The sequence below is a fragment of the Enterococcus sp. 125944 genome (assembly GCF_051909435.1).
In the GTDB taxonomy this organism is placed as follows: Bacteria; Bacillota; Bacilli; order Lactobacillales; family Enterococcaceae; genus Enterococcus_D; species Enterococcus_D gallinarum.
Window position 1 is genome coordinate 17,752 of the sequence record NZ_JBQASY010000009.1, and the last position, 14,313, is coordinate 32,064.

At 42.4% G+C, this 14,313-nt stretch carries 13 protein-coding genes; 9 read left to right on the forward strand and 4 right to left on the reverse strand.

What is annotated here, in order from left to right:
- Nucleotides 1–90 precede the first annotated feature (90 nt).
- Entirely contained in the window at nucleotides 91–816 is a 726-nt protein-coding gene (locus ACTFWY_RS09455; RefSeq protein ID WP_003128417.1) for a pseudouridine synthase, read from the forward strand.
- Nucleotides 817–908: 92 nt separating this feature from the next.
- On the opposite strand, the gene ACTFWY_RS09460 is transcribed toward ACTFWY_RS09455, so the two are convergent.
- Nucleotides 909–1,760, reverse strand: coding sequence for an RluA family pseudouridine synthase (locus ACTFWY_RS09460; protein WP_311828415.1), 852 nt, complete (start codon nucleotides 1,758–1,760; stop codon nucleotides 909–911).
- 193 nt (nucleotides 1,761–1,953) lie between these two features.
- Between ACTFWY_RS09460 and ACTFWY_RS09465 the strand changes: the two genes are divergently transcribed.
- The 5 genes from ACTFWY_RS09465 (at nucleotide 1,954) to ACTFWY_RS09485 (ending at nucleotide 9,601) form a co-directional block, all read left to right on the forward strand.
- Nucleotides 1,954–4,110: a PBP1A family penicillin-binding protein gene (locus ACTFWY_RS09465; RefSeq protein ID WP_003128419.1), complete on the forward strand. Its 2,157-nt coding sequence runs from the start codon at nucleotides 1,954–1,956 to the stop codon at nucleotides 4,108–4,110.
- 70 nt (nucleotides 4,111–4,180) lie between these two features.
- Nucleotides 4,181–4,522, forward strand: coding sequence for a YlbF family regulator (locus ACTFWY_RS09470; RefSeq protein WP_003128420.1), 342 nt, complete (start codon nucleotides 4,181–4,183; stop codon nucleotides 4,520–4,522).
- Nucleotides 4,523–4,783: 261 nt separating this feature from the next.
- On the forward strand, nucleotides 4,784–5,971 hold the full coding sequence (locus tag ACTFWY_RS09475) for a metallophosphoesterase family protein (RefSeq protein WP_311828416.1): 1,188 nt from the start codon (nucleotides 4,784–4,786) through the stop codon (nucleotides 5,969–5,971).
- On the forward strand, nucleotides 5,968–8,628 hold the full coding sequence (locus ACTFWY_RS09480) for an ATP-binding protein (protein WP_311828417.1): 2,661 nt from the start codon (nucleotides 5,968–5,970) through the stop codon (nucleotides 8,626–8,628). Before ACTFWY_RS09475 ends, ACTFWY_RS09480 begins: the two co-directional genes overlap by 4 nt.
- Before the next feature lie 28 nt (nucleotides 8,629–8,656).
- Nucleotides 8,657–9,601, forward strand: a complete 945-nt coding sequence (locus ACTFWY_RS09485) for a 3'-5' exoribonuclease YhaM family protein (RefSeq protein ID WP_060815081.1) — start codon at nucleotides 8,657–8,659, stop codon at nucleotides 9,599–9,601.
- 38 nt (nucleotides 9,602–9,639) lie between these two features.
- On the opposite strand, the gene ACTFWY_RS09490 is transcribed toward ACTFWY_RS09485, so the two are convergent.
- The 3 genes from ACTFWY_RS09490 to ACTFWY_RS09500 all read right to left on the reverse strand — a co-directional run bounded on the left by ACTFWY_RS09490 (nucleotide 9,640) and on the right by ACTFWY_RS09500 (nucleotide 11,587).
- Nucleotides 9,640–10,668 (reverse strand): peptidylprolyl isomerase, encoded by a 1,029-nt coding sequence (locus ACTFWY_RS09490; protein WP_113850257.1) that lies wholly within the window; start codon nucleotides 10,666–10,668, stop codon nucleotides 9,640–9,642.
- 127 nt (nucleotides 10,669–10,795) lie between these two features.
- Nucleotides 10,796–11,161, reverse strand: coding sequence for a YtxH domain-containing protein (locus ACTFWY_RS09495; RefSeq protein ID WP_103300289.1), 366 nt, complete (start codon nucleotides 11,159–11,161; stop codon nucleotides 10,796–10,798).
- Complete coding sequence (locus ACTFWY_RS09500) at nucleotides 11,162–11,587, reverse strand: HIT family protein (protein ID WP_005472896.1); 426 nt, start codon at nucleotides 11,585–11,587, stop codon at nucleotides 11,162–11,164.
- 196 nt (nucleotides 11,588–11,783) lie between these two features.
- Between ACTFWY_RS09500 and ACTFWY_RS09505 the strand changes: the two genes are divergently transcribed.
- From ACTFWY_RS09505 to ACTFWY_RS09515, 3 genes are all read left to right on the forward strand, one after another.
- Complete coding sequence (locus tag ACTFWY_RS09505; RefSeq protein WP_257602604.1) at nucleotides 11,784–12,260, forward strand: hypothetical protein; 477 nt, start codon at nucleotides 11,784–11,786, stop codon at nucleotides 12,258–12,260.
- Between the two features lie 74 nt (nucleotides 12,261–12,334).
- Entirely contained in the window at nucleotides 12,335–13,069 is a 735-nt protein-coding gene (locus ACTFWY_RS09510; protein WP_003128430.1) for an ABC transporter ATP-binding protein, read from the forward strand.
- Nucleotides 13,066–14,277 carry an ABC transporter permease gene (locus tag ACTFWY_RS09515; protein WP_138371441.1) on the forward strand — a complete coding sequence of 404 codons (1,212 nt, stop codon included), beginning with the start codon at nucleotides 13,066–13,068 and terminating at the stop codon, nucleotides 14,275–14,277. Before ACTFWY_RS09510 ends, ACTFWY_RS09515 begins: the two co-directional genes overlap by 4 nt.
- Nucleotides 14,278–14,313 lie beyond the last annotated feature (36 nt).

The following is a 14,313-nucleotide window of genomic DNA, read 5'->3' on the forward strand; positions in this document are numbered from 1 at the left end:
CCCAATAAACCTGATTAGCCGCTGAGATCGCATGGATCGATCAGGCGGTTTTTTCAGTAAAAAAGATCGCAAAGAAAGAGGCGAGAAAACATGCGACTAGATAAATTCTTAGCAGATATGGGGTATGGCTCACGAAAAGAAGTGAAGCAAGCAATCAAGAAAGGCGTTGTTGCGGTCAATGGTCAACAAGTCAAAAGTGATAAATTCCAAGTAGCTGAACAAGAGGATCAGGTTTCGTTTGCAGGAGAACTGGTACGTTACCAGAAAGATTTCTATTATTTATTGAACAAACCGGCTGGTGTGATTTCTGCAACGACCGATCCGGAAAAGACGGTCTTGGATTTGTTTGCGGCGGAAGATTATCGCCGGGATCTTTTTCCAGTCGGTCGTTTGGATAAAGACACCGAAGGACTACTGCTAATTACGAATGATGGCCAGCTAGCTCATCGGTTATTGTCACCCAAAAAACACGTCGAAAAAGAGTATTATGCAGAAGTTCGAGGGATCATGACCGAAGAGGATCGTCACCAATTTCTCCAAGGAATCGAACTGGATGGGGAAACTCTTATGCCGGCACAGCTGACGATTTTAAAGGTAGACGAGCAGGCCGAGACATCCACGATTACCTTGATTTTGCATGAAGGGAAGTTTCACCAAGTAAAACGAATGGTGCAGGCAGTGGGAAAAGAAGTGACTTATCTCAAGCGTACTCGAATGGGCGGTCTACAGCTGCCGAAAGATTTGGCATTAGGAGAGTATCGCTCAGTGACAGAAAAAGAGCTGGCACAGCTTTCTGCTGAACCAGCGGAAGATTGAATTGTTGCAGCGAATGAAGCCTGACGGCTGTGCCCAGTATGTGGAATGAGACTAGAGGCAATGTCTCTGCTGCTTCAGAAACATTCTGTCCATCACCAGAGCCCAGGCAGCGCTTTGATCTGCAGTGACTCTTGTGAGAATGGATGGGTCAAATAAAGTTCATAGGCATGCAGCTCAAGGCGAGCTGCAGTTTTTTTCTGATAAAGAGGGTCTCCGACGATAGGATGTCCAACGCTAGCAAGGTGGACACGAATCTGATGCGTACGTCCTGTATCTAACACACAATAGATCGAAGTCGTTTGGGCATTGCGAGCGGCAATCTCAACGTGTGTCACCGCAGATAAGCCATTGTGTGGGTCAATGACTCGTTTGCGACGGTCGTGGCGATCGCGTCCGATTTTTTTGCGAATGGTTTGGTTTTGATCCAATTGTCCCCAGACTGTTGCTTGGTAGCGACGATAAATTTGCTTACTTTCAAGCATTCGTCCCAAAATAGGCAAGACTAAGGGGTTTTTAGCAAATAAAATGACGCCGCTGGTCTCTTTATCTAATCGGTGAACGACATAGGGTCTTGTCTCTGGTGCAAGATATGCAGCCAGATCATTCATAAGTGTGTCGGTTTCATTTGGTTGGTTGGGGTGGGTTTTGATACCAGCGGGCTTATTGACAACGATCAGATGTTCATCTTCAAACAACACCGTAATCTTCTCTTTGTTCCCAGAAATCACTGGCTGATACGTGTAATCTGCTTCTTCTAGAAGAAGCGTGAGCTGATCCCCACCTGCTACTTCCTGATGAAAAAGGGCTGTTTCACCGTTGACGCGTACATTTTTGCGGGTTCGCAGTAAATGGCGTACTTTGCGAGGGACGAGCCATTCTTGTTCTAATAATTCCCGAATCGTTGTTCGGGGATGGTCATTAGGTAATGTAATGGTATATTCCATAAAAATCCCTTTCTAAGTTGTGATCTATTTGCTATTATAGCATCTTTAAGATTTTCTTATAAAAAAAACAACAAAAAACAGAAGTTTCGCTGATAGAATTGACGAGCAATCTTTTGTGGATGAAATTTACTGCTAGAGCCGTATTCCAAACGGTTTGATTTATGCTACACTTTGTTAAAAGGAGCGTGGAGAAATGGATTTGAAACAAATCCTTCACAAGATAAAAGAATCGATCCAAACTTTCTGGCGTTGGATCAAGCCTTATCTACAGCAATTCCATCAATGGCGCAAACGCATTTGGAAGAAATATCATGTGAATAAAATAGTTATTTTACTGACTTTAGTGGGTATTTTAGTGATGAGCGGTTACTTGTTTTATATCGCCAAGAATACCAAAGTTAGTGAATTAGAATCAGGATTGAAAGAGTCCACTGTGATCTACGATGCTAAAGGAGAAGAAGCTGGGCAGCTCTATTCTCAAAAGGGCACCTATGTTGATTTAAAAAGCATTTCCCCAGCAGTCGTTCACGCACTGATCTCAACGGAAGACCGGAATTTTTATAATCACCATGGATTTGATATCAAAGGGATCGCTCGGGCGGCCTTGCGGATGGTAGTCAATCGTAGTGCAGAAGGTGGCGGTGGGAGTACAATTACGCAACAGCTAGCAAAGAATGCCTATCTTTCTCTCGATCAAACCTTTAGTCGAAAAGCCAAAGAACTGTTTCTAGCGATTGAAATCGAAAAAAAATACTCAAAAGATGAAATATTGGAAATGTATTTGAACAGTTCCTATTTCGGTAATGGAGTCTGGGGGATTCAAGATGCTTCGCTCAAATATTTTGGTGTCAATGCTTCAGATTTGACGGTAGGAGAAGCAGCTACCTTAGTAGGTATGCTTAAAGGCCCATCAATTTATAATCCTATCGATCATCCAGAAAATGCGACGAACCGCCGAGATACTGTTCTAGGACTGATGGTAGACAACAAAATGCTGGATCAATCTGTGGCCGATCAAGAAGAGCAAGTTTCAATAGCTAGCCTGTTGTACGATGGCTATGGCAATTCAGAATCTGGCTATAAATATCCTTATTACTTCGATGCAGTGATCGATGAAGCGGAGTCTTACGGACTTGATGCGGATGATGTGATGAATCGTGGATACAAAATCTACACAGCACTGGATCAAAACTATCAGGCACAAATGGAAGCTGCCTATAAAAACGATGCGCTCTTTCCAGAAAATGCGTCTGATGGAACGATGGTCCAATCAGGTTCGGTGGCATTAGATCCGACAACTGGCGGTGTTCAAGCATTGGTAGGGCGACGAGGCGAACATGTTTTTCGCGGGTTCAATTTTGCTACCCAAATGAAACGCTCGCCAGGTTCGACAATCAAACCCATCAGTGTTTATGCACCTGCAATCGAAGCGGGCTATAATCCAGATAGTATTTTGGAAGACAAACCTCAAAGTTATTATGAGGCAAAGAATTACGATGGGACCTATTCCGGTGAAGTGCCGATGTATCAAGCATTGGCTCAAAGTTTAAATCTGCCAGCTGTTTGGACACTTCATGAAATTGGTCTCGACCGCGGATACAAAAAGACTCAGGAATTTGGGCTAACATTGTCAGAATCGGACAAATATTGGGGATTGGCGTTAGGGGGATTGGAAACTGGCGAATCACCGTTGACCATGGCTGCCGCGTATGGTGTCTTTGCTAGCGGAGGCTATTACTACCAACCGCATTTGATCACCAAAATCGTTGATTCAACGGGCGCGGTTATTGTAGATAATACTTCAGTCAAAGGAAAACAAGTCATCTCCAAAGAAACAGCAGACAAGATGACAAGCATGATGCTGGGTACCTTCTCTAATGGAACTGGGGTCAGCGCTAGCCCTTATGGATTTACGATCGCAGGAAAAACCGGGACAACGGAAACAAACTTTGATTTATCAAAAGTCAATGATCAGTGGATCGTTGGGTATACACCTGATCTCGTAATCTCCACCTGGCTGGGCTTTGAACAAACGAGTGCCGAACACTATTTGACTGGAACCAGCGGGCAAGTCGTCGGCAAGATATTTAAAGCGGAAGCCGAAAGTCTGTTGCCTTACAGCCAAGGAAGTCAGTTCCAAGTAGCAGATGCCTATATGACTGGTGGGAAACTGATGGCAGCAGATGAAGTGCCAGATCCAAATGAATCAACGGACAACGATGACTGGAAAAAATCAGTTGACGAGTTTGCCGAAAATGCCAAAGAAGGATTAAAAGATTTTGGTGAGCGCGTCAAACAAGGAACCAAAGAACTTTTTGGTAATCTATGGAATACGATCAATGGTAATTGATGTTAGCTTCTACTGCATGTGCATCCGAACAGTATGTTATAATAAGAAAAAAACAAAGTGAGGGAACAGTATGGCAAACATTTATGACACAGCGAATCAATTAGAACGAGAATTACGAGAATCCGAACAGTTTCAAGATTTAAAAGCCTCGTTTGATCGTTTGAAAGAAAACCAAGAAGCGTATAGCTTATTCAAGGAGTTCCAAGGCTTGCAACAAGCTTTGCAACAAAAAATGATGGCAGGCCAAGAAATGACAGAAGAAGAAGCACAGCAAGCACAAGAACTCTCTCAAAAAATTCAGCAAGATCCAATCGTTTCGGAATTGATGCAAAAAGAGCAAGCATTTAGTCTGGTGGCCAATGATTTGAATCGAATCATCATGGGCCCTGTGCGGGACTTATACGAAGCCTAAGCGCTAGCCTGCTGACTTACCGCAGCACAAAAGAGTCCAAGAGGGGTTCTCAAACAGAGGCCTCGGACTTGTGCCAATTCTATGCCAATTTACAGTGCTTTAGATAGCGTTAGAGGCTAATTTGAGCGGACAACATTCGAAGGATCGGGGACTTCCTCGACCCTTCGAATTTTTTTGTTCAAAAAGGCGAACAAATTTTCGTATTTTGCTGACGGAAAAACAAAGAAATGTTATGATAGAAGCAAAAGGGGGAAAGGTATCATGCGTTTTTTACATAGTGCTGACTTGCATATTGATCGTTCTTTCGAAGGGATCCGCATGTTATCGGATAACGTCAAAGAGCAGCTTCCGCTGATCAATCGAAAAATAATCAAAAAACTGGTTGATACGGCACTGGAGCATGAAGTAGATTTTGTTCTCTTGGCGGGGGATACCTTCCACCAAGCCCGTCCAAGTCTGCGGATCCAGCATGACTTTTTTCAAGAGATTTCCCGACTTGCGTCAGCAGAGATCCCTGTCTATATGATCTTTGGTAACCATGATTACTATGATCCGCAGCGTTATTGGTTTGATTTTCCTGAGAATGTTGTGCTGTTTCCCAGTGAGACGGTTGAAACGATCAAAGGCGTAACCAGAAATGGTGAGACCTATGCTATCAGTGGCTTTAGTTATCAGCAGCCTTGGATTACACAGAACAAGATCAGGGAATTTCCTAATCGCCAAGCGGTTGATTTCCATATCGGTATGTACCACGGGGATAGTGCGGGGGAACATTATGCACCATTTTCTGTGAGTGAAATGAAGCAGAAAGGCTATGATTATTGGGCACTAGGTCATATTCATGTTCCTAAGATCCTTTCAGAAGAGCCTGCGATCGTTTATCCAGGGACCCCACAAGGCAAAACGCAAAAAGAACAAGATACAGGCGTTGTTTTAGCCACTTTGAGTTCCCATGGTACCGAGATCCAGACGGTCGACGTAGCAGAAATCACATGGGCACAACAAGAAGTCTCATTAGCAGCTTGTAAGGATCAGCGTTCGATTTTGCAAACGATTTTGAAGGAGGTCAACACGAATCAGCCACGACTGATCAAATTAGTGCTGACAGATACGGATCAGTTATCTTCAGATTGGTTTTCTGAAACCGAAAAAAATGAAATGATCGCCTATTTGAACGAGCAGCTGTCAAGAGACGTATTACAGACAATTTATGCAATCGAAGTCTACAAAACAGAGACAGAAAAAATTCCATTAGCGATCCCGGCGTCCTATGTTGATCAATTACTAGCTATTTATCAAGACCCGTCTATTTTTGCTGAAGGACTGAATGATTTGCTTCGTCATCCGTTGCTTTATCGCGGGATTGATCAAGGTGCCTTTCAAGAAGAGGTCTTACAGCAGACGAAACACTTGCTGGAGAATGATTTCCAGTGGGAGGAAGAAGTATGAGAATCTTAAAAGCAGAGATCACTGGGTTTGGCCGTTACCATGATCAAGTGATTGAATTATCCCAAGGAAATCAATTGCTTTTTGGCAACAATGAAATCGGCAAGTCGACATTGTATCAGTTTATTGCGGCTATGCTGTTTGGTTTTCCTAAAAGAACAGCTAAGAAAAAGGATTATACCCCAAAAAATGGGGCCGCTTATGGAGGCAGATTGTGGCTAGTTGTCGAACCTTACGGGGAAGTGATGATCGAACGTTACCGTCAAATCGATCGAGGAAGAGCCAAAGTCCATTTCAACGGGCAGACCGGCGACGAGGAAATGCTGGCACAGTTGCTGCAACCCTTGAATCAGACGTTGTTTTTCGATGTATTTACTTTTCAGCAAGAACAACTTGCCCAAATTGACAAGCTGCAAGAAAATGAATTGCATCAAGCACTGATTTCTTTGGGAATCAGTGGGAGTCAAAAGATGCTGCAACAAGTGGCTCGCTATGAAGCAATCAATCAACAAAATTATAAACCGCGGGGACAAAAACTCCCTTTGAACCAAGCGTTGAAACGTTTGGAGAAACTACAGGAGAAAATTGCCCAAAAAGAAAGCGAAGAACATCGCTTGCAACAGCAGTATCAGCAGATTTCACAGATTCAAAAAGAATTGCGGCAATTAGAAGAACAGCAGCAAGTGCAAAGCGATGCTTATCAAGCTGTTCAACAACAGATCAGCCATTGGCCATTGTATGAAGAATGGCAACAGCTATCAAGCCAGCCAGCTGCAGTAGCAGAAAAAGACGCTCAGGAAATCAGCAGATTTTATCAGACCTATCAGCACTTAACAGAAGATATTCATCAAAAAGAAGCAGAACTTGATCGTTTGGAACAAGGGCAAGCTTCAGATAAATATTTCTTTTATCTGGACAACGAACATTTGATCACTCAGATCCTTCAGAAACAAGTTGAGATGGCCCGATTGATGGATCGGCAGGAACAGGCGCTAGAAAAGGAACAACAAGCACGAATGGCGTTGAACCAGCTGATCAATAGACGGCAATGGTCAAAAGAATCACCACCACTGCAGACAGAACAAATCCAGGAACAATTAATGAATCTGGAGCAAAGCGACTACCAGTTAGAGGAAGCAAACAAGCGCTTAGAGTGGTTAGAAGAGAAGGAAAATCATCTTCAACATGCTTTATCACGGTTGGAACAGGCGCACCCAGGATTGATGGGAGAGCAAAAAATGGCTATTCCTATGGTGCCATTAGTAGGTGGTTTGGTTGCTTATGTTGCAGCATTCTTTTTACCGTCTCCATGGCGCTGGTTGTGTATAGCGGCTGGCACCGTTGGTATTGGACTAGCAATTTGGGAGGCAATGAAACAACGTCCTCATAAACAAGGTGACAGCAAAAAACAATGGCAAGAGTTATTGTTGCAAACGGATCTGGTTGCCTCAGAGATCGCAGATCTGACAGAAGCCAATAATTTACAAAAACAGCAGAATGAACGATGGCGTCAGGCGCTGCAACCTTTTTTTGGAACGGAACCTTATCACAGATGGCCGGTCTTCTTGCTGCAGTACCAAGAAGATGTTACTAATTATCAGTTGTATGCTCATCAGCTTCGCGAAGCCAAAGAACAACTGCAAGAGGTCACAGAACAGCTTCAGCCTTATCAAGCGATGTTTACACCTTTTGCTGATTGGTTGCCCCTGCAAAATAAGACAATACTGGAGCAGGCTCAGCTATTGCATGAATTCAATGAAGAGATGCAGGCTGTTAAATTGGCGCGTTTACAGCAGCCCAGCACGTTGTTGGCGCAGCAACTTGCTCGCAAAAAGGCGGAGCGGGCTGAATTGTTGAAGGCTTCTCAAGAGATTCTCTCACAAGCTGGCATTGATCAGCCAGCAGAAATCAGTCTTTGGCTCAAACAATGGGAGACGCATCAGCGGGCGGCAAAGCGGGAAGCCGAATTAGCAGTCATGCTGGATCCGATTTTCCCGGAACCAATCACACAAGAAGAATTGCTGGAAAAGAAAACGCAAGTGGCACAAAAGCAAAAAGAGCTGCACCAGCTTAGTCGACAAAAGGCAGAGCAAAGGCAACGGCTTGAACTAGAAGTAGCCGCCAGCCAAAAAAGCGGTACGTTGAGCCAGCTCTATCAGGAAGAAAGCGAACTGCGGGCAAAAATCGAGGAATTGGCTCTTGCTTGGAGCAGTCGACAATTAGCTGCTTCGGTATTGTCCGATTTGACGACTGAATTGTCTGAGCAACAATTGCCGCAATTACTAGAAAAAGCTTCGATATATTTCAAACTGCTTTCCAATGACCGCTATCACCAAGTAACACTGCATGAGGGGCAATTAGTTGCCAGCAATGCTAGCGATAGTTACTCGATCATCGATCTATCAACAGGAACAAAAGATCAGCTGATCATGGCGATCCGCTTCGGTTATCTTGCGTTGCAACAAAATCATCCGCTTAGTCCCATCATTATCGATGATGGCTGGTTGCATTATGATAGTGCACGAAAAGAACGGTTAGCGGAATTATTCGCTGAGTTTGGCCAATATTACCAAGTAATTTGTTTGTCTTCTGACCAAGAAATGGTAAGCTATTATCATAAATACCAGCAATCCGTACAAGAACTTAGTCAAAGGATGTGAGAAATTTGGCTATGCGCCAAATGTTAACATGAAAAAAATTCGAGAATTGACCGTAGATGAGACGTTTCAACTGTTTTTGCTGATTAAAAATGCGGATGTTCGTATCGCAAAAAATGGCAAAAAGTTTATCGCGTTTACTTTTCAAGATACTTCTGGAACAATCGACGGAAAGTTTTGGGATGCTTCTGAGGAAGAAATCAATCGCTTCGAGGCTGGTAAGGTCGTTTTATTAGATGGAAAGCGAGAAGTTTATCAAGGAAATCCCCAAGTCAAGATTTTGCATCTGCGTCTGGCAAAACCAGAAGAACCTCATGACCCGAGCCAGTACATGGAAAGAGCCCCTCTGAAAAAAGAAGACATGGAAGAGGAAATTAATCAGACATTGTTTGAAATCACCAATCCTCATTGGAATCGTATCGTTCGTTTTTTGCTGAATAAATACAAGAAAGAATTTTTTGATTTTCCAGCAGCTAAACGGAATCACCATGCCTTTGCTAGTGGATTGGCTTACCATACAACGACCATGTTGCGAATCGGAAAATCTTTGGTCAAAGAGTATCCGGAAATCAATGCACCGCTTTTGTATGCAGGAATTATCCTGCATGATTTAGGAAAAGTGATTGAATTGACGGGACCAATGACCACAGAGTATACATTAGCTGGAAATCTGGTTGGACATTTAGTGCTAGTAGATGAAGAAATCACCCAAGCGTGTATTGCTCTGAAATTTGATGATAAACAAGAAGATATCGTTGTGCTGCGGCACATGGTTTTGGCTCATCATGGATTGTTGGAATATGGCTCACCAGTTCGCCCAAGAATTATGGAGGCGGAGATCCTGCATCAAATCGATAACATCGATGCTTCTATGCAAATGATGTTGTCATCTATTCGCTTAACGGAACCAGGAGAATACACTGAGCGGATTTTTGGGATGGATAATCGTAGTTTTTATGTGCCGAAAGATGTATAAATAAAAAAAGATTGGCTTTTGCCAATCTTTTTTTGCTGTTATTTTTCAGAGGAATCTGTAGCAGATGAACTAGTTGTTTCAGTTGATTCTTTTGTAGAATCAGTTGCATTTTCTTTGTTATCTGATGCATCTGTAGCAGAAGAATCAGTTGAATTTTTTGTTTCTGCTGCAGAAACATAGTCAGAAAGAATATCAGCTAGATCTTCATCTTTCATTTTCACATTGGCAGCTTTCAATTCTTTACCAATCGTTTTTGCCACGAATGTAGAATCGTTCAATAGCGTGTTTTGTGCGATTTCTGTGATTTGATCTTTGTATTTATCCATGTCGTTGCCTTTGTCTTGGTTTTTGACCATTTTGACAATGTAATAGCTTGTTGTATAAGTAGAAGCATCCGTAGCAGAAATGACCTCTGAAATTTCACCATCTTTTAATGCAAAGGCAGCTGTTTGTACTTCAGCTGGCACAGTTGTTGAGGTTGAGTCGAATTTGACTGTACCGCCATCTTCTGCAGTCGCTGTGTCTGTTGATTTTTCTTTTGCTAATTTACTAAAGTCAGCACCATCTTTTTGAGCTTCTTTTAATACATCTTTTGCATCATCTTCACTAGTCAATTTGATCAATTGTGCTTCAACTTCTGGATGGAAAGAATCCCAAGCTGCTTTCAGCTCATCATCACCAATATCCATGTTCGCTTTTAGCCCTTCTTGTAATGCTAATTGCTGTCTGATTTGTTCACGATAGCTTTTTTTAGTAAGCCCAGAAGCTTCCAATGCAGACTCAAATTTATCGCTGTCGCCATATTGTTTCGCAGTTTGATCGTATTGCTTGTCGATCATTTTCTCTGTAACATCATCCCCATATTTTTGATCGAAGACTTTTAAGACGATCAATTGGCGGATAAGACTTTGGTTATTCTGATCTGTTTTTGCTTGTTCGTAAAAATCTTCAACCGTGATTTTACCGCCTTTCATGGTTGCAATCTCATTACTTGAACTTCCGGAACAAGCAGCTAATGTCAAAACGCTCAGTGCACTGACTGCTGCTAAAATCAATTTTTTCTTCATTCGTTTAAGCACTCCTATTTTCTAAATATTTCAAAGAATCACAGCTAATACTATACCACACTCTTTTTTTAATTGGGAAGAAAACAAATGATGTTTCAAACAAAATTCATAGATTCTCCAATATTTGCTACTTATTTTCTTCTTGGGGAACTGATTTGGCTTGTATCGTCGTGACATGTTGGTTCAAACGATCCACGTGGGTCTTTATCCGCTCGATTCTTGGCTGTGCTTGGAATTTGAATGATTCAAAATCTTTTGTGAAAGACTCTTTGACAACAGGAATCGTTTCGTCAACCGTTTTACGCGTCAATGTGACAGCATCTTTTAAGTTTTTGACACTTTCATTAAACTCAAGAGTCGCTTCCGTGGTCTCATCGACATAACGAATCATTTGTTCACGGGTTTCTTTACCGCTTTTTGGTGCAAATAGCAGCCCGCCTAAGCCGCCGGCGAGAGAGCCGAATAACAAACCTTTGATAAAGTTACCGATCATTTAGTCCACCAGCTTTCCGATTTTTTCAGCGATCTCTGTTAGCTGTTCCTGTGAGTAATCCTCTGCATGATTACCGAAATGCATCGAGAAATCATCTTTTTCATCGTAACGAGGAATCAAATGAATATGGGAATGAAAAACAGATTGATAAGCCAATTCTTTATTGTTATTGATTATGTTGAGTCCATTGATCTCAGGAAAGGCTTTTTCGATTGCCCGAGCGATTTTAGGAACGCGAGCAAAGACCTCTGCAGCAAGGGCTTCATCATACTCAAAAATATCCGTTACGTGGACTTTCGGAATAACTAATGTATGTCCAGGTGTTACTTGGGAAATATCCAAAAAGGCATAGACTTGATCATCCTCATATACTTTGTAACTAGGGATGTCACGATTGTTGATCTTACAAAAAATACAATTTTCCATTTCATAAACCTCCTTGTTCTTCTAGTCCTACTTTACCATATTCTGCTGATTTCGGCAGTTTTTGTTCTTGAATTCCTTCAAAAGCAGGCCATCGCTTCTTTTCCATGTAAAGTACGGATGTTTGTGGAGAGAAACGCTTGCATTTGTCCGCTTGCACCAATAGACTTAAAAGCAGAAATAGAAAAGGACGGATACGATGAAACCAATCATTAAAGAAACATTACAGAAAAAAAAGACCAAACGAGAAAAAATCAGCTATCTTGCCTATGCGTATAAGGAGTGGCTGATTGCAGGACTAGCAGTCATTCTAGTAGGAGGTTCGCTGATCTATTCGATGACAAGACCAAAAGAAGTTGTTTATACAGTGGCTGTTGTTTCTGAGACTGAGCAACAACCAACCCAATCCGAATTTAAAAAAGCAGCAACGGATTGGGTGAAGCAAAACGTGGCGCCTGATCACGAAATAACAGTTACATTTGTTTCCTATGAAGATCCAGCCGCTGTCCAAGCCTTTACGACCCGTTTAGCTGCCGGAGCAATTCAAGCCGTCATTTTTGATGCGTCCGAAGCAGACATGTGGGTCGAGCGTTTTGGTAGCAGTGAGCTGCCAAAAGAACCATTGCAAGTAGCTGGACACGAGTATGTTGTTCAAATAACTAATAACGGAAAATAGCAGATTTCAAGAAGTAGATGACTGCTCTTTGACCGCTGCTTCATGGTATAATAGTCGATATTGGAGGAACGAAAATGACATTACAAGTAGAAAATGTAACAGGCGGTTATACACAGCTACCTGTTCTAAAAAATATTGATTTTTCGATCGCGGATGGTGAACTTGTGGGGTTGATCGGTTTGAATGGTGCTGGTAAAAGTACCACGATTAAAGAAATCATTGGTCTGCTACAACCTCACACTGGAAAAATCACTATCAACGGACTATCGCTGAAAGAAGATCCACAAGCGTATCGCAAGCAGATCGGCTACATTCCTGAAACGCCTTCGCTTTATGAAGAATTGACTTTAAAAGAGCATATCGAAGTAACGGCAATGGCCTATGACATCCCCAAAGATGTCGCACTGCAACGGGCGGAGCGGTTATTAAAAACATTTCGCTTGGAAAATAAGTTGGACTGGTTTCCAGCAAATTTTTCTAAGGGAATGAAACAAAAAGTCATGGTTTTGTGTGCTTTTCTAATTGAACCAAGTTTGTACATCATCGATGAGCCTTTTTTGGGCTTAGATCCATTGGCAATCAATGCATTGCTTGAATTGATGAATGAGATGAAACAAACCGGGGCATCGATTTTAATGTCGACCCATATCTTGGCTACAGCTGAGAAATATTGTGATAAGTTTATCCTGCTTCACAATGGCGAGATTCGAGCCCAAGGAACGCTGTCGCAATTACAAAGCCAATTTGGGGCTGAAGGTGCTTCCCTCGATGAGTTGTACTTAGCATTGACAAAGGAGAGTCAGCTATGAAGGGGTTCTTCTCACAACGCTTGCAACGACACCAGAAACAGATGAGTCGCTATTTGCGTTATGTTTTCAATGATCATTTTGCGATCCTCAGCACATTTCTAATGGGTGGATTGGGTCTATATTATTCGAATTTGTTAAAAACGCTCCCTCGGCCGTTCCCTCAAGGGGGGATCGTATTGCTATTGATCTGGTTGGCACTTTTGTCAGTCGGCAAGTTGGCAACATTGGTGAAACCAGCAGATTTGATTTTTCTTTTAGCTAAAGAAAAGCAGATGGCGGACTATCTTGCTCAAGCACTGCGCTATTCGATGTGGCTGCCTTTTGGGGTCTCCTTTTTAGTCGTTGGTGCGACGATGCCTTTAGTCGTAGTAGTTACTGAACAAACGTTTGCGAGCTTTTTCTTTTATTTAGGGACGATTTGGTTGTTAAAAGTTACGGATCTCTGGTTACAGCGTTTGTCTCTTTATCAAGGACAAGAACAGCGTAACAACCAGCGTGTTCTGTGGGTGATTGCTGCATTAAGCAGCCTTTTAGCTAGTCTGTATGTTGCACCTTGGGTTGGATTGCTCTTAGCTGTTCTACAAGCTGCTTGGTTCAACCTTCAGTGTCGTCCGACAGGTCTTCTATTAGATTGGGATCGCATGATCCACATGGAAGAAACGAGACTTCATCGCATTTATCGGTTTATCAACTTATTCACAGATGTACCTCAAATCACAGCAGCAGCCAAACGCCGCAAGTATTTAGATGGTCTGTTGAATAGGATTCCTTTTGGACAGGAACAGACTTATCGCTATCTATATGCTCGCCGCTTTTTGCGAGGGGAACAATATAGCGGGCTTTTTTTCCGTTTGACACTGATTGGCGTATTAGTGCTTTTCTTTGTTCAAGAATGGTGGCTTAGTCTAGGGTTAGGATGTATGTTTCTTTATTTGATCGGTTTTCAGCTACTGCCGATGTATAATGAGTTTCAGTACATGATTTTGACTCATTTATATCCAATCGAGGAAGGGCAAAAACAGACAGCCATTAATTGGCTATTGCTTAGATTATTAGGCGGAGCTGCTTTCATTTTTGGTGTAGTCGGCTTGTTCCGAGCGGCAATTCTTTGGCAAGGAGTGCTAGTGCTGTTGGGCTTTTTGTTATTTACAGGACTCTTTTTGGTTTTCTATGTACCTGCCCGCTTGAAAAAAATGCAAAGTCAATAAAGATGGCTGGACGTTACTCGAAAAAACCGAACGCAT

Coding starts and splice junctions, on each gene's coding strand:
- ACTFWY_RS09455 (WP_003128417.1), top strand. CDS start 91: ATGCGACTAGATAAATTCTTAGCAGATATGGGGTATGGCTCACGAAAA.
- ACTFWY_RS09460 (WP_311828415.1), bottom strand. CDS start 1,760: ATGGAATATACCATTACATTACCTAATGACCATCCCCGAACAACGATT.
- ACTFWY_RS09465 (WP_003128419.1), top strand. CDS start 1,954: ATGGATTTGAAACAAATCCTTCACAAGATAAAAGAATCGATCCAAACT.
- ACTFWY_RS09470 (WP_003128420.1), top strand. CDS start 4,181: ATGGCAAACATTTATGACACAGCGAATCAATTAGAACGAGAATTACGA.
- ACTFWY_RS09475 (WP_311828416.1), top strand. CDS start 4,784: ATGCGTTTTTTACATAGTGCTGACTTGCATATTGATCGTTCTTTCGAA.
- ACTFWY_RS09480 (WP_311828417.1), top strand. CDS start 5,968: ATGAGAATCTTAAAAGCAGAGATCACTGGGTTTGGCCGTTACCATGAT.
- ACTFWY_RS09485 (WP_060815081.1), top strand. CDS start 8,657: ATGAAAAAAATTCGAGAATTGACCGTAGATGAGACGTTTCAACTGTTT.
- ACTFWY_RS09490 (WP_113850257.1), bottom strand. CDS start 10,668: ATGAAGAAAAAATTGATTTTAGCAGCAGTCAGTGCACTGAGCGTTTTG.
- ACTFWY_RS09495 (WP_103300289.1), bottom strand. CDS start 11,161: ATGATCGGTAACTTTATCAAAGGTTTGTTATTCGGCTCTCTCGCCGGC.
- ACTFWY_RS09500 (WP_005472896.1), bottom strand. CDS start 11,587: ATGGAAAATTGTATTTTTTGTAAGATCAACAATCGTGACATCCCTAGT.
- ACTFWY_RS09505 (WP_257602604.1), top strand. CDS start 11,784: ATGAAACCAATCATTAAAGAAACATTACAGAAAAAAAAGACCAAACGA.
- ACTFWY_RS09510 (WP_003128430.1), top strand. CDS start 12,335: ATGACATTACAAGTAGAAAATGTAACAGGCGGTTATACACAGCTACCT.
- ACTFWY_RS09515 (WP_138371441.1), top strand. CDS start 13,066: ATGAAGGGGTTCTTCTCACAACGCTTGCAACGACACCAGAAACAGATG.